Here is a 19103-nt window from a genome sequence, read left to right on the forward strand (position 1 = left end):
CAATAGTCCCGCACTCATCCGAGTGCGGGACTATTGTTGTTACAGGATGAATTGGAAATCAGCCGGGTCAGCGGCTTGGATGATCAGCTTCTCGCCGGTCAATGGATGATGAAACGCCGCCGAAGCGCTATGGAGCGCATGACGGTCGAGGACGGTCTTACCGCCGTACATCGTATCCCCGAGCAACGGATGGCCGATATGGCGCAGATGGACCCGGATTTGATGCGTCCGACCGGTCTCAAGGGCAATCGATAGTGCCGTATATGCGCCATGCGGCTCCACTTCGAGAATATGTGTGACAGCATGCTGTCCGTCCGCTGTCACGATTCGCTCCATAATCGAATCGGGGGCGCGGCCGATTGGGGCATCGATCGTCTGTGGTTCAAGCGGCCCTTCGACTAACGCGAGATACGTCCGCGACAAGCCGCCAGTCTGTTGCAACTCGCTAAAGCGATGATGCACGTATGCATATTTTGCGAACAGGACGACCCCGCTTGTGTCACGGTCGAGCCGGTTGATGACGTGAATCGCCGACTGCAATCCAATCTGTTCATAATAGCCGAGCACGGCGTTGGCGAGTGTATCATCCGGATGGAGCCGGGACGGGATTGTCGCAATGCCTGCCGGTTTGTCGACCGCGAGCAAATAGTCATCCTCAAATAGGATCGTGAGCGGCCGCTTGGAACGGAACATCGTCTCGGCGGGCTGTTCGACCGGGAAGTGGACGGTCACTGCCTCCCCTGCTCGGATGTCATAGCGGACGGTGCGAGGCTTGCCATCGACGAGGATGAGGCCGCCTTGTTTGATTTGGGTCAACATCTTTCGTGAGATGCCACAGTCTGTCATTAAAAAGTCGCGCAACGGGACGGTTGTCTCCGCGACGCGACGCAATGTAAATCCGTACATCGGTTACTTCCCTTCTTCAATGAACGATTCGCGGACCCGTCGCCAAAATGGGAACGGCCGGAACCGGGCAAACGTCACTTTTTCTTTCGCGACCGCACAGCGGATGGAGCGCACGTTCGACCACGACAACGCTTCTTGATGATCGAACGCGAGTTCGAACTCGGTTTTCGTGTGCGGAGCAATCTTCACTTGATGATGTTTCGGCAATAAGAGCGGTGACCCGATCGTGCGGTATACCAAGTTATTGATGGACGCCATCTCCGTCACTTGAATCGCCTCGATGGACGGATGCACGATGGCCCCGCCGAGCGCTTTGTTATAGGCCGTCGACCCGGACGGCGTCGAGATACACAACCCGTCGCCCCGGAACGTCTCGAAGTAATCATCGCGAATCGATAAGTCACAGACGAGTGTGCGCTTATAGTTTTTAATCGTACATTCGTTCATGGCGAGCTGTCGATCGGTCGTCCCATCCTCGTAATCGATGAGTACCTCGACGAGCGGGTATGAAACCGGTTCGAACGACTCGCTTGTAATCATCTCCGTCAACTCATCGAGTTCATCCGGTTGCCAGTCGGCGTAAAATCCGAGATGGCCTGTGTGGATGCCGACGAGCAACGTCTGATCGAGCCGGTCGATATACTCGTGGAACGCCTGCAGCATCGTCCCGTCGCCTCCGACTGAGACGACAATGCGTGGCTCTTTCGAAACCGAATGCCCCGCTTCGGTCAATTTATTCGTCAACTCTTGCGCGATGTCAGCCGACCGCGCGTCTCCCCGTGCTACAATCGCAAACTGCATGCCGTGGCCCCCTAGTCTTGGTCCGTCTGGACGTTCATTTCTTTATCCCGGAACACTTGCTGTGCATCTTGAATCTCGACGCGAAGCTGGCTCATCTCGGCATCCAGCAAGAACGCCGCCTCGGCCGCTCGCCGCAGACGCTCTTGAACTTCGAGCGGCATATCCCCGTCGTATTTATAGTTAAGCGAATGCTCGATTGTTGCCCAGAAGTTCATCGCGAGCGTCCGTACTTGGACCTCGACGAGTGTCGGGAACTCGCCATGAATCGTTTGCACCGGGTACTCGAGAATCAAATGGTACGAGCGATAGCCCGATTCCTTTTGGTTCGTGATATAGTTACGTTCCTCGACGATCTTAAAGTCGGTCCGATGATGGAGCAGTTCGAGGACGTGGACGATATCGTCCACGAATTGGCACATGATGCGGAGTCCGGCGATATCTTGCATCTCCGTCGACAATTTATCATAAGGAATTTGCTTTCGCTTCGCCTTCTCGAGGATGCTGCCGACCGGTTTCACTCTTCCGGTGACAAACTCGATGGGAGAATGGTCATTTTGAGATTTATATTGCTTTCGAATCGCCTTGAATTTCACTTTCAGTTCATCGACCGCGATTTGATACGGCACTAAATATTGATCCCAATCCATGGATTGCATATGCTGTCACCACTTTCGTTCGTATCGGAAAGCCCTGCTTTTTCCGTATGTATCCGATTGTATGGTATCATAAACCAACAATTGTTCATAGAATGGAGCGATGATTTATGACCCAAGAAGTGGAAATTGAATTTAAATCGATGTTGACAAAAGACGAGTACGAAATGTTGCTCGCCGCCTACGATTTGACAGACGAAGTGAAATGGCAAGCCAACGACTACTTTGACACGCCGACGTTCGAACTGAAGAACCATGGTGCCGCCCTTCGCATCCGTGAGAAAAAGAACGGCCAAGTGCTGACACTGAAGCAGCCGCATGAAGTCGGCTTGCTCGAGACGCACGCCGCCATCAACGAAGAGGAAGCCGAGAACTTGTTCAAATACGGCATCATCCACGATGATCAAATGACGGCAGCACTCGCCCCGTTCAACTTGTCTGGACCGCTCGAACACCTCGGCCGTCTCGAGACGAAACGGGCCGAAATCGCGACGCCGGACGGCCTGCTCGTCCTTGATGAAAGTCATTATTTGGAGATTCACGACTATGAAATAGAATTTGAAGTGACCGACGAGGCGAAAGGGAAAATCGCGTTCGAACAGCTCCTTCGCGAGCATGGCATTCCTCTTCGTCCCGCTAAAAATAAAATCGTTCGATTCATGGAAGAAAAGGTGCGTCGAAATCAAGGTTGAGCAGATACGTTGCCAACCTTTTTTTTTCGTTGCTACAATGAGCATACGATATATTTGATTTTTGTTTACGAGAGGAGGCGACACAATGGAACTAGAACAATGTAATGAGTCATCTTGTTCACTGGAAGAATCTCCCATCCATGCAACCTATAAACCATTAGAGTTATTCTATTTCATGGACATTTCTGATCCAGATGGACTTCATGTGATGACGCTCATTAAAAAGCTCGAACTTGAATACGGGCATTTGATTCGTTTCCGTATGGTTTCGACGGTTCCTAGTTGTGTTGGCGGATGTCAAGAAGAGGTTCGCCTTCTCACGATGATTAAGGCTATGGAGTTACAAGGGAAACGTCATGCGATGCGCTTCTTACGCCATCTGCATATAAACGATATCTTTTTGAAGGATGGCTCTAGCGACAGCGACTTGTGGGAAATTGCCCGCTCGTTCGTCGATTACGGGCTCGACATCGAGGAGTTGGCGGCCGATATCCAATCCAATCAACTGCTCAGCGCTCTAGCTGTTGACCATGAGATCTTAAAAGATTGGGAAATTGAGTCACTTCCTGCTTTGACGTTCGTCACGCGTGACGAAGCACTCAAAATCGAAGGATTGTACCCGTATGACGTCTATCAGGCCGTCATGGCCGAACTGCTCGGTTACGTCCCAACCCGGGAGTCCGAGTGGAACGTCGAGAAAGTATTGGGGCGCTACGATGCCTCGACCATCACCGAGCTCGCCTTCATCTTGGAGCTCGAGAAGCCGGTCATCGAGAGAGAACTGAAAAAATTGTCACTCCAGCAACGGTGTCGACCTGTCCCAGGTTGCAGCGGACAAGCTTGGGCGACGAATAAATGACACAACAAAACCCACGGCCGGGGAGCCGTGGGTTTTTTGCGATGTTCTCCGCGGGGACGGAAAACATCACGACCCGAGTATCTATACAGATCACAGGTTGGGAGAAAGTTTACGGTCAATAAAGGGGTTTGTGATTAATTTCACACTTATAATATACCGAGACGGGCGCCACGTGACAAGCACTTTGTTCATATTGTCACATAATGTTCACGCCATACTTCTTATTGAAATAATAACGTCTCCATTTCGTCGAGGACGGCCTCGAACTGATCGAGTGCTGCGAGCACCGGCGCTTTCGTCGTCATATCGACGCCGGCCGCCTTCAATACTTCAATCGGATAGTCGCTCGAACCGGCCTTCAAGAACTTGTCGATGTAACGACGGACAGCTGGTTCGCCTTCTTCCATGATCTGTTGCGACAACGCGGCCGATGCTGAGATCCCTGTCGCGTACTGATAGACGTAGTAATTGTAATAGAAGTGCGGGATACGGGCCCATTCAAACGCAATCTCACCATCGATAACGAGTTCGTCTCCGAAGTATCGCTTGTTGAGCTCGAGATACGTCTCATTCAAATACTCAGGTGTGAGCGAGACGCCTTCTTGGGCCGCTTTATGAATCATGTGCTCGAACTCGGCGAACATCGTCTGACGGAACAGTGTGCCCCGGAACGTTTCGAGCTGATTGTTCAACAGATAGAGCCGCTCCTGGCGGTCCGTGCGCGTCTTCAACAAATAATCGTTCAAGAGCGCCTCGTTCGTCGTCGAAGCCACTTCGGCCACGAAAATCGAATAGTCCCCGTACGGATACGGCTGCGTCGCCCGCGTATAATGGCTATGGACCGAATGGCCGAACTCATGGGCGAGCGTGAACAAGTTGTTGACGTTGTCCTGCCAGTTCATCAAGATGAACGGTTGCGTGTCGTACGCGCCTGATGAATAGGCGCCACTCCGCTTGCCACGTGTCTCACGAACGTCGACCCAACGTGAAGCAAGTCCGTCTTTGACGATTTGGACGTACTCGTCTCCGAGCGGCGCGAGCCCCTCGACCATCAGGTCTTTCGCTTCGTCATACGGAATTTTCATGTCCACGTCTTTGACGAGCGGCGTATACAAGTCGTACATATGCAACTCGTCCACACCAAGTGCCCGTTTCCGGAGCGCGACATAACGGTGCAACAAGTCGAGACGTTCGTTCACCGCCTCTACGAGCCCGTCGTATACGGATTCTGGGATGGCATTATGGTGAAGCGCCGCTTGGCGGGCGCTCTCGAACTTGCGGACCGTCGCATAGAAGTTGTCTTTTTTCACGCTACCCGACAACGTCGAGGCGAACGTGTTCAAATATTGCTCGTACGTCCCGTACATCGCCTTGAATGCGCCTTCTCGGACACTGCGGTCACTTGATTCGAGGAACGTGATATAGCGGCCATGTGTCAATTCGACGTCTTCGCCTTTCTCGTTCTTCACTTTCGGGAACTTCAAGTCGGCGTTGTTAAGCATGCCGAACGTCGAGCTCGACTGCCCGAGGACGTCACCGGCTTTGGCGAGAATCGCCTCTTCCGCTTCCGTCAACACGTGCGGACGTTCTTGTGCCAACTCGTCGAACGCGTGGCGATAGACGTTGAGTGACTCGTGCTCACTCATGAACGCCTCGATTTGGCTTTCGTCGATGGCGAGCAGCTCTGGCGTCATGAACGCGAGCTGAGCCGAGATTTGGGCAGCGAGCGAACCGGCACGGTCGTTCAGTGCCTGATAATGGCTGTTCGACGTATCCTCGTCGTAGCGCATATGGGCGTATGTATACAGCTTATGCAATTGACGCGAAATGTCGTCGCGTAGTTGCAGACCTGCGAATAAAGAAGCCGCGGATTCTCCGAGTTTCCCTTTGAACTCGATCAAGGCCGGTACGCTTGCTTTTAGCGCCTCAAAATCTTGTTCCCAAGCTTGATCGTCTGCATAAATCGTCTCTAAGTTCCACGTCTCCTCGACGGGTACTTGTTGTCGTGTAAGTACTTCTGACATATGTCCACTTCCTTTTCTTAGTTTGTATACGATTTCGCCATGAATCGCTGAAACCCTTGAAAGTATCGAAAATCGTGAAGCAACGCCGTGTCTAACGTCTTAGGCACGTGCCAATCGCGCACCGCCTCCGTCACGTCGAATACGTTCAACAGCTGTCTCCATTGTACTTCAAACGCTTGCAGAAAGTCGCTTGTCGGGGTCACGTCGAACTGGCGGCACGTCTTCTCGATGCTCCAATTGACGGAGTCTCCGGGGCAATCCCGTCGATTCAAGTAGAGCACCGTCTGGAACATGAACGGATGGACATGGACCCCCCACAGTGACGGCAACGGCAAATAACAGTAGCTCGGTAACAACGAGGGCAACATCCCGAGCGGATACAATCGATTCAAGATGAGCCGGCGATACTGTGGCGTCGGATAAGGTGGCGTCATCCGCCTCCGCCGAATGACTTGGGTCCAACGATGGGCATCGAAGCCATAATATGCCGCGAACGGCGAGACATCGAACGAGGTCGCGACCTGCCATTGCCCGACGCCCGCTCGGATGGAGACCGGAAAGCCGACGAAGCGGTATAACGCCTGTCCGGTCGGGACGACCAGGCTATGTCGTCGCGCCAGTTCGGCCCGCATCCACGGTTTGAACGTCGTCACACCCCCGGGCTGCAGCCCGCTCGCCAGCCAGACGACGTCAAGTCCATTGTCGCGATAATGTCTCGTCCGGTCGACGTAAGACTCGATTGAGAGCGTGGACGCCTGGATTTCGACGACGAGCCGAGTATCGTCGCGTACTGCCACCAAATCGGCACGACGTGCGCCGATGACGACTTCTTGCTCGACTTCATACCCTTGCCCTTGAAGCCATTGCCGCACTCCCCATTTGTCTTCATGGTGTCCGGTCGACTCGCCGCATCCGCAAGGATTGACATGGGCGAAATGGAGACGCCGTTTCACACCTTGCCTGACGATTACCCGTTCCCCGCATTCTGGGCACGAAAAAGGGGCAAACGGCTCAATCCGCCCCCGACTCAACGTAAGGGCATCCACATACCCTCCAGTTCGACCGATGGCAAATCGCATTCCGCTTCCCCCTCATAATAGTGGTGAAAACATTCGGGCCAATGATTCGACGAGTTTGATGAAGTAGGATCGTTCCGAGAACGCCCGAATCTCCAACTCGTGTGACCCTTCAAAGTCTTTATACAAATCTTGTTTGAGCTGATGGACGGAGTTCGTGTTATACAAGAGCGCGTTCACCTCGAAATTGAGGTGGAAACTTCTGAAGTCCATATTCGCCGTTCCGATTGTCGCCAACCCATCGTCGACGACGATGACTTTCGAGTGCATGAACCCTTCCTCATACAAGTAAATCTTGACCCCGGCGCTGAGTAGCTCCTCAAAATATGAGCGGCTCGCATAAAAGACGATTTTATGGTCCGGATAGCTCGGAAGCACGATACGGACATCGATGCCTGATAACGAAGCGGTCTTGAGCGCGCTCATGATGTCCTCGTCTGGAATCAAGTACGGGGACGAGATGTATACCGACTTCTTCGCCGCATTGATCAGCGCGAAATAAATCGATTTCATCGTCTCGTACGGCTCATCCGGTCCGCTCGCCACAATCTGTACGCCGCCGCTCGCACTTCGCACCGTCTCGAGCGGCTCGAGATAGAACGGCGTGAATAGACGCTCACCCGTCATGTAGTACCAGTCCTGCAAGAAGATGAGCTGGAGTTCCGACACCCCTTCCCCTCTGACGTATAGATGCGTGTCACGCCAAAAACCGAACTTCGAATGCTCGCCCAAATATTCATCTCCGACATTCAACCCGCCTGTGAACGCCTCTGTTCCATCGATGACAACGATTTTCCGATGGTTCCGATAGTTCGTCTTACTCGAAACGAGCGGCAGGACGACCGGGAAGAACGCTTTGACATGGACGCCTGCTTGGCGCATCTCGTCAAAGAACGTCCCGCTCGTATGAATCGAGCCGACCGCGTCATATAGAAAGCGCACCTCGACCCCGGCCTTCGCCTTCTGAATCAAAATCCGTTGAATTTCCCGAGAAATACGATCTTCCCGGAAAATATAATATTCGAGATGGATGTGGCGGGTCGCCCCTTTCAAAGCGGGCAACAACTTCGAGAACTTCTGTTGTCCGTTCGTCAGCACTTGCGTATACGTGTTCGACGAAACGGGTAATTGATTCAGAGACGACGTCAAATGGAGCAACTTCTCATAATCGTCATGGGAGAACATGAGCGACGGCGACAACGTCATCGCCTTCTGTCGATAAGCGAGGTACGTCTCTTCGTCCAACATGGCCTTCTCTTTGAACATGCGCTTCCGGCGATAGTTCTGTCCGAACACAAAATAGGCGAACAGCCCGACGACCGGGAAGCCGAGCATGACGATGGCCCAAATGAGCGTCCGCTGCGGATTTCGATTCTCGAGCAGGATGACGAGCAGGATGCTGAACGTCGTCAAAAAGACGAGCACCGAGAACAACCCGATCACTTGCGAGCTCCAGTAATACGATAATACGGCAATGAGACCTGCGAGCAAAATCAGGGATAAAAGTACTTGTATGCGTCGCAACATATTATAAACTGACCTCGTTTCTATCTTGTATTATCATAATTATACAACTTAACACCATCTTTTGAGGGGAGCGAACAAAATATGGGCACATTTTTGGTTACAGGAGCGACGAGCGGGATTGGACGGGCCGTCGCCCTTCGTTTGGCTGAGGACGGACATGACGTCATCGGCATCGGCCGCGACGAGACACGAGGTGCCGCACTCGAAGACGCCTCACCACGCATCACTTTCCTTACATGTGATTTAGCCGAATCCGAGCAAGTTGAAGCATTGATGGACCGCTTGAGCGAGGACAAGGTCGTCCTCAACGGATTATTCAACAACGCCGCGACGTTCGGTCGTCCCGGGACACCGGAGCGGTTGCCGACGACCGCGTTCGACGACGTGTTCGAACTGAACGTACTGGCGACGAATCGCATCATCCAACGCGCCATCCCCCTGTTGGTGACAGGAGGGAGCGTCGTCAATAACGCCGCCATCGTCGGTCACGTCAAATTCCCGCCGATGCTCGGTCCATACGCCGCCTCGAAAGCGGCCGTCATCGCCTTGACGAAGACGTTCGCCCATCGGATGAAAGGTAAAGTACGTTTCAATGCGGTCTGTTTCGGTCCGGTCGACACGCCGCTCAGTCATAAACTGTACGGTGGTGAGGCCAAATTCCAAGAGGCGATGACCCATCATTTCCGGGGACATGCCGCCAAGCCGGAAGAAGTCGCACCGGTCGTCACGTTCCTGTTGAGCGGCGCGTCAAGCTATATTAACGGACAAGCCATCACGGTGGATGGTGGCTATACGCTCTCATAAGCAGCAAAAGGGAGGGGTCACTCGAGACCCCTCCCTTTCACGTCTGTACTTTTCGGGCACGCATCATCTGATTCGTCAGAAACGCGCGTTCTCGCGGATGCAACTCTTCAACATCGAGCGACTCCTCAAAATAGTCGATGAACGCCTCGAACGTCTCTTCGTGTGAGGCATGCGCTTCTAACCGGGCGATGCGGATTGCCTCGAACACGGACGCCATCACAAAGATGTCATGGCTCGCATACGTCTTAATCGGAGCAAGCGCCTCGAACAACGTCGCCTCCATCGGCTTCCGTTTGGCGTGCCAGTCACTTTTGCCATTGGAAAATAAGAAATCCCCTTCAGGTAATCGGCTCAGTTCCCGCAAAATGTCCCCGATGTAATGAATGGCGTGAATCGCCGTATTCGGATCGTTAATCCCGGGCGAGATACCTTTTAACGCGATCTCGCTCAACTTCTCGATAACGAAGGCCGGATCTTGAATCGAGGAGCGAATCTCCCCGATTTGGAACACGTCAATCTCGAGCGCTTCTTCCCCGAGCCAATAGCCGAGCAAGTCCCCTTTCGCCACGAAATCCCCGACAGCCACGACCGACTCAAAATCGACGTCATGACTCTCGTGTTTCTCGCTTGCGAACAGTTGAATGTAGCCGGTGCGCGGGGCATAGATGGCGTGACCCTCGAACGTATGGACCGAACGCTTAGGAACGATATGCATCTTGCCGTCGTCGACCGCTTGTTGCTGTGTCTCGATGACGGACAACGCCTCGCGATGCAAGGCTGACAAGAGACGTTCGGCTTGAATCGAGACGCTGATTGTTTGGATGAACTTGACGAACGCCCAGACGGAACTGACGACGAGCAGCACGCTGACGCCCGAGGCGAGGACGACGTCCTCATCTGACGTCCGAATTAAAAATAAGTTCGTGATGCCGTACACGGTCGTCATGATGAACAAGCCGAGCGTATGCTTCGACGCCGAATTCGTCAAAAAGTTGTTGATCGTCCGCGGCGAAAACTGGGACGAGTACGTCGTCAAGACGACGAGAATCGTTGAAAAACTGAACGTCATCATCGTCATCAAACTCGTGAAGGACGATGATAAAACCGTCGCCGCCGAATCCTTATCTAAATAGACGATTTTGGGCAATAGTTCCCGAAAGAAACTTCCAAAGTATTGGGTAAGGAACGTCAAGGCAATCCCCCCGACCCCATACAAGAACGGGACGAACCAGGCACTATCGGCCAACATCAACTGCAAACGTTTCAACATCATGACACCTCGTTTATGTATTAGTTAGAAAAAAATCGCCTGTCCATATGAACAGGCGATTGGGGTTTAGAAATAGTGACGGACTTTGGCGAAGACGTCCCCATCGAGAATGAGCTTGCCGTATTCTTCGAGCATCGCTAACGTCTGCGTGCTGAACGTCAAGTACTCGGCCAAGAGGCTCAATACGTTCTCTTCTTCCTCTGGTTCCATCTCTTCCGGGAAATCGATCCACAAGTAATACTTTTGATCGTAATGGAACAGTTTGAGGTCGATGTTACTTAACGTCTCTCCCGCCCGTTTGCTGAGCGAGATGATGGCCTCAAAGTCGTCCGTTTCCATGGCGAGCGGAGCCCACGCCTCCTGCTCGGTTTCTTCATCGAGTTCACTCAATTGGTCGAGCACCGATTGTTGATCGCGTGCCTCATCGATTGCCGAGCGCAGGAGTGATCCGAGCTCAGAATCGTCTTCGGCGTCAATCACGTTTTTCGCAATCGTCACGGTCACTTCAAGTCCTTTTTCAAAAGCTTGTACTTGTATCCATAGTGGACCATCAAACGAGATATCTTCTCGTTCGTGCGCTTCGTCCATCATCTGCCAGAACAGCTGCTCACCACGTTCTCGGTTATACCAGATTTCATCACGAGCGAAACCGCGTTTTTCGATATCGACATACGTAATGAAAAATTTGACGGTATTATCATTGATGCGCTCAATTTTCACGATTGTCCACTCCCTTCTCACCTCACTCCTACTTCAACAATTAAGGAGGAGAGGGGAAATTGTCTTGTTATCATAGTACCCTTTTTTTAACGTGTCAATCTATTGATGATGGGGTTGTTACTATTATTTTATCGGAAAAACGGAATAATAAAAAGCACACTGCTTAGACAGTATGCTTCCTCACTCGTTGACGAGTCGTTGCGCTTCTTGAAGTTGGAACGTGCGGACCTTGCGCGGCAAGAATCGACGAATCTCATCTTCGTTATACCCGACTTGAAGACGTTTTTCATCAATCAAGATTGGACGGCGAAGTAGTCCTGGATACTCTTGAATCAAATCGTACAGTTGTTGAAGCGAAAGCGCATCGACCGATACGTCGATTTTAGAGAAAACTTTAGACCGGGTCGAGATGATTTCATCCGTCCCGTCCTCTGTCATACGTAAAATTTGTTTGATCTCATTGAGTGAGAGTGGTTCTGAAAATATATTTCGTTCCGTAAATGGGATATCATGCTCTTCAAGCCAAGCCCGTGCTTTTCGGCACGATGTGCAGCTCGGAGACGTGTAAAGTGTGACCATTTTCGTTCCTCCCTGATCAAATGTTCGTTCATCTTTTTCAAGTGACTCTATTTGTATACCCAAAAAATCGTTCACTTAATTATAATAATTCTTATGAATTGAAACTTCAATGATATTCTTTCTCATTGAGGTAAGAAAAGAGGACGCATTCTCGAGAATGCGACCCTTGATCGACCGTTCTAGGACGCCGGCATTCGAGAAACCGGTTGTGATACCGTCTCTTTGCCTGGCTTCACTTGCAAGTCTTTCAATTTCTTCTTGAGGACTTCTTTTAGAAGTTTCTTTTTCTGTTGCAAAACTTTATTACGTTCTTTCATGGTCTCTCACCCCCAACGCCAAAAGGACCGGACCGACCGTTACTGAATCTGAAAATCTTGAACTTGCACTAATCTACATTTAAATTATAGCACATTCTTATGAAAATAGTTGAACAATCTCCAAGTTTTTCATCATTTCACACGTTCCAAATTTGCTTTTCCTATCTCATTCCCGTATAGTTAATAGAAATAACCTTTGAAATCACCAAGGAGGAGAGCGATGATGAGAATTACGTTAGAGACGATTATGCAACACCCGGTCACCCAGAAATACTTGACCCGTTCTGGCTTGAAACACGCCGTCGATGTGTGTGAACGCGCTCTCGAATTGGCGACGCGACAAGGCCTCGATACGGATTTAGCGACGAAAGCCGCCCTGCTCCATGACATCGGTCATTATGAATGGTACACCGAAGGAAAATGGAATTATGATTTGTATCGTCAAAACGATATCCATGCCATTAAAGGCGCCGAACGTGCCCATAAGCTGTTGATTCGTCTCGGTGAAGACCCGGCCCGCGCGAAAGAGATCTCGGTCATGATACTGCTTCACACCGACTCCTATTTACCGCCCAACCGGATTCAACGGACGCCGCTCCAACAGCTCGTTCACGATGCGGACACGTACGTCGAACAGCCTGGTGGATTGCACCACTATGAGACGATGGATATCGAAGACGCCCTGGCCCGCGTCCGCTTGATTGACGCGGTTGTCGACCGGCTCTCAAATTTGCCACGCATCTCAAACGCCTGACACCGTCATCATGGACGGTGTTTTTTTGTACGAAAAAAGTCCCGAATCCATCTGGATTCGGGACTTTCCTATTATACGAGTTGTACTTTGTAAGCTTCGTACTCTTCGTCTGTCATTGAGACGAAGTGGCCTGGCTCGACTTCGCGGAGTGGCGGGATACTTGAATCCTCATCCGAACGTCCGACGGCACCGAGTGACTTCGACTCATACACAATGCGTTTACGTGTCCGCTCATGCTCAGGATCCGGAAGTGGGATTGCTGAGAGGAGTGACTTCGTATAAGCGTGGAGTGGGTTCTCATACAGGCGCGCTGCAGGAGCGAGCTCGACGAGGTGACCTTGATACATAACACCGATCCGGTCCGAGATATACTTGACCATCGACAAGTCGTGGGCGATGAACAAGTACGTGAGGTCACGGTCGCGTTGCAATTCTTTCATCAAGTTGACGACCTGGGCTTGAATCGATACGTCGAGAGCCGAAATCGGTTCATCGGCGATGATGAAGTCCGGTTCGACCGCGAGAGCGCGGGCAATCCCGATCCGCTGACGCTGACCGCCCGAGAATTCGTGCGGGTAACGGCTCGCGTGCTCTTTCGTAAGACCGACTGTCTCGAGAAGGTCATAGACGCGGTTCATCCGGTCTTCTTTCGTCTTGGCAAGACCGTGGATATCGATGCCTTCGGCGATGATATCAGCGACGGTCATACGCGGGTTCAGGGATGCGTATGGATCTTGGAAAATCATTTGCATCGCTCGGTTGAACTTCAATTTTTCAGCGGTGCTCTTCTTGCCGTGGACGTTCTCACCTTTGAAGATGACATCCCCGTCAGTCGCATCGTAAAGTCCGATGATGGTACGACCTGTCGTCGATTTCCCACATCCAGACTCCCCTACGAGTCCGAGCACTTCACCTTTATAAATATCGAACGAGATGCCGTCGACCGCTTTGACGACGCGGCCTCGGCCGATTTTAAAGTGCTGCTTCAGGTCTTTTACTTCGAGTAATTTCTCGCGTTCCATTATTCAGCACCACCTTTCAAAATCGATTTCGCGAACGCACTGTCCGGACGATACTTGAGCGCAAGATCACGGATTGCTTTCGGCGGGCTCACTTGCGGGGCTTGTGGGTGCAATAGCCAGCTCGCCGCATAGTGTGTGTCGCTAATTTGGAACATCGGTGGTTCTTTTTCAAAGTCGATTTTCATCGCATACGGGTTACGTGGTGCGAAGGCATCGCCTTTCGGTGGGTTGAGTAAGTTCGGCGGCGTACCCGGGATGGCCGGAAGCGCCTCGTTCGGGTCATCGGATGGACGCGGCATCGATCCGAGTAGTCCCCATGCATATGGGTGACGCGGCTCATAGAAGATCTCATCGACCGTTCCCTTCTCGACGATTTTACCAGCGTACATAACAGCAACGCGGTCTGCCATGTTCGCAACGACACCGAGGTCGTGCGTGATGAAAATGATCGCTGTGCCTGTCTTTTGCTGGATGTCTTTCAATAACTCTAAAATCTGAGCTTGAATTGTTACGTCGAGGGCCGTCGTCGGCTCATCGGCGATCAATACTTTTGGGTTACATGCGAGCGCGATCGCAATAACGATCCGCTGACGCATCCCACCTGAAAGTTGGTGCGGGTATTGCTTGAGGCGTGCCTCAGGGTTTGGAATCCCAACGAGTGTGAGCAATTCAAGCGTACGCTTCTTCGCATCCTCACCCGTGAGTCCTTGGTGTTGCTTCAATCCTTCGGCGATCTGTTTGTAGATCGTCATCGTCGGGTTGAGCGATGTCATCGGATCTTGGAAGATCATTGCGATATCGCGTCCACGAATTTTAAGCATTTCTTTTTCCGACAACTTCGCCAAGTCTTTACCTTCGAACAAGATTTCTCCATTCGTGATTTCACCTGGCGGGTTCGGAATGAGACGCATAATCGCTTTCGATGTGACGGATTTACCAGAACCCGATTCACCAACGATGGCGAGCGTCTCGCCTTTTTTCAAATCAAACGATACGTTGCGAACGGCTTGTACCGTTCCAGCATACGTATGGAACGAGACCGCTAAGTCTCGGACAGATAAAATCGTTTCCATGCACGAGTCCCCCTGTTTCTATAATTATTTACGCATTTTCGGGTCGAACGCATCACGCAAGCCATCGGCGAGCAAGTTGAAGCTGACCATGAGCAAGACGATGATGATTGACGGGATAACGAGCAAGTACGGGAACGTCCGAAGCTCTTTGTATCCGTCGTTAATCAACGTACCAAGTGATGCTTGTGGCGGTTGAAGTCCGATCCCGATGAAACTAAGGAATGCCTCGAAGAAGATGGCAGATGGAATCGTGAACATAAGTGTGATGATGATGGCGCCGAGCGTGTTCGGGATCAAGTGTTTGAAAATCAAACGTGTACTTGAAGCGCCGAGTGTACGGGCAGCCAAGACGAACTCTTGGTTCTTCAATTTCAAAATCTGACCGCGGACGAGTCGACTCATCCCGATCCAGCCGGTGATGGCCATCGCCAAGATGATGGTGAAGACACCTGGGTCAAAGATCAAGATGAACAAGATAATCAAAATCAAGTTTGGGACACCAGTCAAAATCTCAACAATCCGTTGCATGATGTTATCCGTACGGCCTCCGAAGTAAGCCGAGATACCACCATAGGCGACACCGATAACCGTATCGACGATTGCGGCCATTAAACCGATGAAGAGTGAGATACGTGTACCTTCCCAAACACGTGACCAAAGATCACGGCCGAGGTAGTCCGTACCGAACCAGTAGTTCTCTTCGACGTTCTTTTGTTCATAGAAGTCGATTTCACGGCCACCGAGGTTAGCCATCCCGTCGAACCCTGCCCACTCTAGTCCTGTGACTTTAGGTGGAAGTTTCGCTTGCGAGATGTTTTGCGTATAAGCATCACGACCAGACAGCATCGGGCCGAATAGAGCGAGCAAGACAAGAATGACGATAATCGATAACGACAAGATGGCCGCTTTGTTTTTCTTTAGGCGCATCCAAGCATCTTGCCAGAAGTTTAGACTTTTACCAGCGATTCGTTCAGCGAGCTGTTCGTTCATTTCGACACGTTGAAACATGTCTTGGTCGAACTGCTCGAAATTCTTTTTGTTTTCAATCATCAGTTATTCCCCCCAAGACGAATACGTGGGTCAACGACTCCGTAGAGCAAATCGACAAGTAGAATGATAATAATAAACAGGCCAGAGAAGAAGAGCGTCGTGCCCATGATGACCGAGTAATCATTCAACGTAATAGATGTGACGAACAATTCACCTAAACCAGGTACCGCAAAGATTTTTTCGATGACGAACGTACCTGTCAATAGACCGGCCGTCATTGGTCCGAGGATTGTAATTGCTGGAATCATCGCGTTACGCACCATGTGTTTCCAGACGATCGCATTCCCGGTCAACCCTTTCGCTTTCGCGAGCGTGACGTAATCTTGTCCGGTAACTTCTAACATCTCGGTCCGGACGAAACGAGCGATAGACGCCGTGACCCCGAGTGAGAGCGAGATGGTCGGTAAAATCGTATGCGCCGGGGAATCCCAGAACGCAACAGGGAGCAATTGCAACTTAACCCCAACGTAGTACTGGAGAAGTGCTGCAAAGACGAACGATGGGACAGAAATCCCGATTACCGAGATGAACATCGAACCATAGTCGATGAACGTATTATGACGAATGGCTGCCACGATCCCGAGCAACAATCCAACAAACGTCCCAAGCACGAGTGCTTGAATACCTAGTTGAGCTGAAGGTCCGATTCGTTCCATGATCAAATCCGTCACTGGCCGGTTGGCCGTACGGAACGATACACCGAGGTCCCCTTGCACAAGGTTTCCTAAGTAGGTCGCATAACGAACTGGAAGCGGATCATTGAGTCCGTAGCGGTCGTTCAATAGTTGAATTTGTGTCTCTGTCAATTTCTCCTGGTTTTGATACGGCGAACCTGGAAGCAGGTCCATCAGGAAAAACGTGAACGTCGCAATCAAGAAGAACGTGATGAGGCCGTAAGTCAGCCGCTGAAGAATATAACGTCCCATAAATAAATACCCCCTGTTTTTCTAATGTGTCTATGCTTGCACCAACAGCGTCACTATGACATATTTCCCTTTTCATGAATTCACAAAATGAAAGGAATTTTCTGAAAGAATAGGTCAAACGTCATCTCAAGGCTCTTAGCACAGCACATGAAAATCAAAGAATCCTTAGTTTGTAAAGTATTCTGAATTTTCACTGTTACTACATTATACTTTACCAACAAAACTTTTGAATAGTTTTTTCTCTAATTTCTAATTTTTTTTTAGAAAAGGGGGGACATGCGTGGTGCATGCCCCCTTCTCATTTAGTTGATATCGACGTATTTGTACTGGTAGTCAGCACCGAATAGTTGACGGTTGAAGTTTTCGACGTTCGGACGGAGCAAGTAAGCGACACCCGCTTGGTAAAGCGGCATGATAGCTTGGTCTTGTTCAATCAAGAGCGTTTCTGCTTCTTTAAACTTGTCATAACGCGCATCGATTGATGTTTCAGCTGATGCTTCATCAATCAACTTATCGTATGCTGCCGACTTGTAGTTGATGTCGTTTTGACCGTTGTCAGATGTGAAAATACCAAGGTTCGTGAGCGGATCTTGATAGTCAGGTCCCCAAAGGGCGAATGACATCTGATACTCTCCGTTCGCTTCGAGTTCGAGCTTGTTATTGAACGGTTGTTGTGAGATGTTCACGGTCACGTTCGGCAAGTTCGATTCGAGTTGGCCTTTCATGTACTCTGAGATTTGTTTTGCTACTTCGCTATCGAATGAGAGAAGTTCGATCGTGACAGCTTCGCCGCCAGTCGCTTCTTCCCAAAGTGATGCCGCTTCGTTAGCGTTCGTCTCAAAGTGTGTTACGCCTTCTGCATAATCCGTTCCGTCTTCATACTTGATGAATTCTTTCGGGACAAACGAAGTCGTTGCGATTGAGCCGTTGTTCAACAGCTGATCGATAATCCCGGTTGGGTCGACCGCACGAGCGACGGCTTTACGAGCGTTGACGTCAGCGAAGAGTTCATCTTCGTGGTTAAACTTGAAGTAACCGACAGATGACCGAAGGCCTGTGCTGTAGTCATCGTTCTCTTGGAATGCGGCAACTTGTTCAGATGAGAGGCCGGCGTAGTCGACTTCTCCTGCTTCATACAAGTTGACGACAGTCGATGTGTCTTTGACGACGCGAACGTCGACTTTCTCTAGGGCTACATTTTCAGCATCCCAGTACGATTCATTTTTCGTCAACACGTATCCTTGCTCGCGATCCCACTCCGACCATGTGAATGGACCGTTGTAGATGTGGTTTTCTGGAGTCGTCGAGAAGTCTTCGCCTTTTTCAGTCGCAAACGCTTCGTTAATCGGTGTGAACGTACCGAACGATGTGAGCGAGATGAATGATGGGTCTGGACGCTCGAGTGTAACTTCAAGTGTCTTCTCATCGATTGCCTTCACACCGAGATCTTCTTTAGGAAGTTTACCCGTGTTGATGGCTTCGGCATTTTTAACTGTGTTCATGATGTACGCGTATTGTGAACCTGTTTCAGGATCCACGGCGCGTTGCCAAGCGTAGACGAAGTCGTTCGCTGTGACAGGTTCTCCGTTTGACCATTCCGCGTCACGAAGTGTGAACGTGTAGACCGTTTCGTCTTCACTCACTTCTGGTTCTCCTTCAGCGATGGCTGGAACGGCATTTCCTTCCTGGTCAAGACGATAGAGACCTTCCATCGTGTTGGCGATCAAGTTGAACGCCACAGCGTCCGTCGCGAGCGCCGGGTCAGCTGTTGTAATGTCAGACGTGTCCGTCAAGCGGAGAATCTTTTCTCCGTTCGAAGACGAACCGCCGTCAGAGTCTCCGCCAGTCGAGCAAGCGGCGAGCACTGAACCGAGTGCCAAGATGAGTGTCATCATGAGCAAAATCGATTTTTTCTTCATTGCGATGTCCCCTTTCTGTTTCGTGAAGCATAGCGTTTCGTCGGACCGTAACATCTTACTTTTTCTTTAATTTTCTGAATATTTCATTTTGTATCCGACGAAAGAACGTTAGGGCTATTGTAAAAAATTTT

The 19103-nt window shown here is 50.8% G+C and carries 19 protein-coding genes; 4 read left to right on the plus strand and 15 right to left on the minus strand.

Annotation, left to right across the window (positions count from 1 at the left end; genetic code table 11):
* Positions 1 to 39: 39 nt before the first annotated feature.
* From KNP81_RS07765 to yjbM, 3 genes are read right to left on the minus strand one after another with little or no spacing between them, the layout of a single operon-like run.
* Positions 40 to 906, minus strand: a complete 867-nt coding sequence (locus KNP81_RS07765; RefSeq protein WP_214719516.1) for an RluA family pseudouridine synthase — start codon at positions 904 to 906, stop codon at positions 40 to 42.
* Positions 907 to 909: 3 nt separating this feature from the next.
* Entirely contained in the window at positions 910 to 1707 is a 798-nt protein-coding gene (locus tag KNP81_RS07770; RefSeq protein WP_021066960.1) for an NAD kinase, read from the minus strand.
* Positions 1708 to 1718: 11 nt separating this feature from the next.
* On the minus strand, positions 1719 to 2363 hold the full coding sequence (gene yjbM, locus KNP81_RS07775; RefSeq protein WP_021066959.1) for a GTP diphosphokinase: 645 nt from the start codon (positions 2361 to 2363) through the stop codon (positions 1719 to 1721).
* A gap of 107 nt (positions 2364 to 2470) precedes the next feature.
* Here yjbM and KNP81_RS07780 point away from each other — a divergent pair, with 107 nt between their 5' ends.
* Together KNP81_RS07780 and KNP81_RS07785 are read left to right on the plus strand one after the other, a co-directional pair.
* Positions 2471 to 3052 carry a CYTH domain-containing protein gene (locus KNP81_RS07780; RefSeq protein ID WP_214719517.1) on the plus strand — a complete coding sequence of 194 codons (582 nt, stop codon included), beginning with the start codon at positions 2471 to 2473 and terminating at the stop codon, positions 3050 to 3052.
* A gap of 322 nt (positions 3053 to 3374) precedes the next feature.
* On the plus strand, positions 3375 to 3911 hold the full coding sequence (locus KNP81_RS07785; protein ID WP_236355671.1) for a DsbA family protein: 537 nt from the start codon (positions 3375 to 3377) through the stop codon (positions 3909 to 3911).
* 221 nt (positions 3912 to 4132) lie between these two features.
* Here KNP81_RS07785 and pepF read toward each other — a convergent pair whose 3' ends face one another.
* Genes pepF through cls form a run of 3 tightly spaced genes read right to left on the minus strand, consistent with a single transcriptional unit; the run spans position 4133 to position 8538 of the window.
* Positions 4133 to 5935 carry an oligoendopeptidase F gene (pepF, locus tag KNP81_RS07790; RefSeq protein ID WP_214719519.1) on the minus strand — a complete coding sequence of 601 codons (1803 nt, stop codon included), beginning with the start codon at positions 5933 to 5935 and terminating at the stop codon, positions 4133 to 4135.
* 17 nt (positions 5936 to 5952) lie between these two features.
* Entirely contained in the window at positions 5953 to 7014 is a 1062-nt protein-coding gene (locus KNP81_RS07795; RefSeq protein WP_058763273.1) for a competence protein CoiA, read from the minus strand.
* Between the two features lie 12 nt (positions 7015 to 7026).
* Positions 7027 to 8538 carry a cardiolipin synthase gene (gene cls, locus KNP81_RS07800; RefSeq protein ID WP_029595781.1) on the minus strand — a complete coding sequence of 504 codons (1512 nt, stop codon included), beginning with the start codon at positions 8536 to 8538 and terminating at the stop codon, positions 7027 to 7029.
* An 81-nt stretch (positions 8539 to 8619) separates the two neighbouring features.
* Here cls and KNP81_RS07805 point away from each other — a divergent pair, with 81 nt between their 5' ends.
* Complete coding sequence (locus tag KNP81_RS07805; protein WP_214719520.1) at positions 8620 to 9342, plus strand: SDR family NAD(P)-dependent oxidoreductase; 723 nt, start codon at positions 8620 to 8622, stop codon at positions 9340 to 9342.
* 37 nt (positions 9343 to 9379) lie between these two features.
* Here the strand turns inward: KNP81_RS07805 and KNP81_RS07810 are convergent, their stop codons facing one another.
* The 4 genes from KNP81_RS07810 to KNP81_RS07825 all read right to left on the minus strand — a co-directional run bounded on the left by KNP81_RS07810 (position 9380) and on the right by KNP81_RS07825 (position 12228).
* Complete coding sequence (locus KNP81_RS07810; protein ID WP_214719521.1) at positions 9380 to 10612, minus strand: DUF2254 domain-containing protein; 1233 nt, start codon at positions 10610 to 10612, stop codon at positions 9380 to 9382.
* A gap of 66 nt (positions 10613 to 10678) precedes the next feature.
* Positions 10679 to 11332, minus strand: coding sequence for an adaptor protein MecA (mecA, locus tag KNP81_RS07815; RefSeq protein WP_029595784.1), 654 nt, complete (start codon positions 11330 to 11332; stop codon positions 10679 to 10681).
* Positions 11333 to 11512: 180 nt separating this feature from the next.
* Positions 11513 to 11911 carry a transcriptional regulator SpxA gene (gene spxA / locus KNP81_RS07820; protein WP_015881217.1) on the minus strand — a complete coding sequence of 133 codons (399 nt, stop codon included), beginning with the start codon at positions 11909 to 11911 and terminating at the stop codon, positions 11513 to 11515.
* Between the two features lie 179 nt (positions 11912 to 12090).
* On the minus strand, positions 12091 to 12228 hold the full coding sequence (locus KNP81_RS07825) for a hypothetical protein (RefSeq protein WP_021066950.1): 138 nt from the start codon (positions 12226 to 12228) through the stop codon (positions 12091 to 12093).
* 220 nt (positions 12229 to 12448) lie between these two features.
* Between KNP81_RS07825 and KNP81_RS07830 the strand changes: the two genes are divergently transcribed.
* Positions 12449 to 12982 (plus strand): HD domain-containing protein, encoded by a 534-nt coding sequence (locus KNP81_RS07830; RefSeq protein ID WP_214719522.1) that lies wholly within the window; start codon positions 12449 to 12451, stop codon positions 12980 to 12982.
* Between the two features lie 71 nt (positions 12983 to 13053).
* Here the strand turns inward: KNP81_RS07830 and KNP81_RS07835 are convergent, their stop codons facing one another.
* The 5 genes from KNP81_RS07835 to KNP81_RS07855 all read right to left on the minus strand — a co-directional run bounded on the left by KNP81_RS07835 (position 13054) and on the right by KNP81_RS07855 (position 18972).
* Complete coding sequence (locus KNP81_RS07835) at positions 13054 to 14004, minus strand: ABC transporter ATP-binding protein (RefSeq protein ID WP_021066948.1); 951 nt, start codon at positions 14002 to 14004, stop codon at positions 13054 to 13056.
* Positions 14004 to 15077: an ABC transporter ATP-binding protein gene (locus KNP81_RS07840; protein WP_021066947.1), complete on the minus strand. Its 1074-nt coding sequence runs from the start codon at positions 15075 to 15077 to the stop codon at positions 14004 to 14006. The genes KNP81_RS07835 and KNP81_RS07840 overlap by 1 nt, the downstream gene beginning before the upstream one ends.
* A 24-nt stretch (positions 15078 to 15101) precedes the next feature.
* Positions 15102 to 16127, minus strand: coding sequence for an oligopeptide ABC transporter permease (gene opp3C, locus KNP81_RS07845; protein WP_285800463.1), 1026 nt, complete (start codon positions 16125 to 16127; stop codon positions 15102 to 15104).
* Positions 16127 to 17053 (minus strand): oligopeptide ABC transporter permease, encoded by a 927-nt coding sequence (gene opp3b / locus KNP81_RS07850; RefSeq protein WP_021066945.1) that lies wholly within the window; start codon positions 17051 to 17053, stop codon positions 16127 to 16129. The genes opp3C and opp3b overlap by 1 nt, the downstream gene beginning before the upstream one ends.
* A gap of 302 nt (positions 17054 to 17355) precedes the next feature.
* Positions 17356 to 18972: a peptide ABC transporter substrate-binding protein gene (locus KNP81_RS07855; protein WP_214719523.1), complete on the minus strand. Its 1617-nt coding sequence runs from the start codon at positions 18970 to 18972 to the stop codon at positions 17356 to 17358.
* Positions 18973 to 19103 lie beyond the last annotated feature (131 nt).

Origin of the sequence: Exiguobacterium sp. s149, from assembly GCF_018618395.1 — a bacterium.
GTDB lineage: Bacteria > Bacillota > Bacilli > Exiguobacteriales > Exiguobacteriaceae > Exiguobacterium > Exiguobacterium chiriqhucha.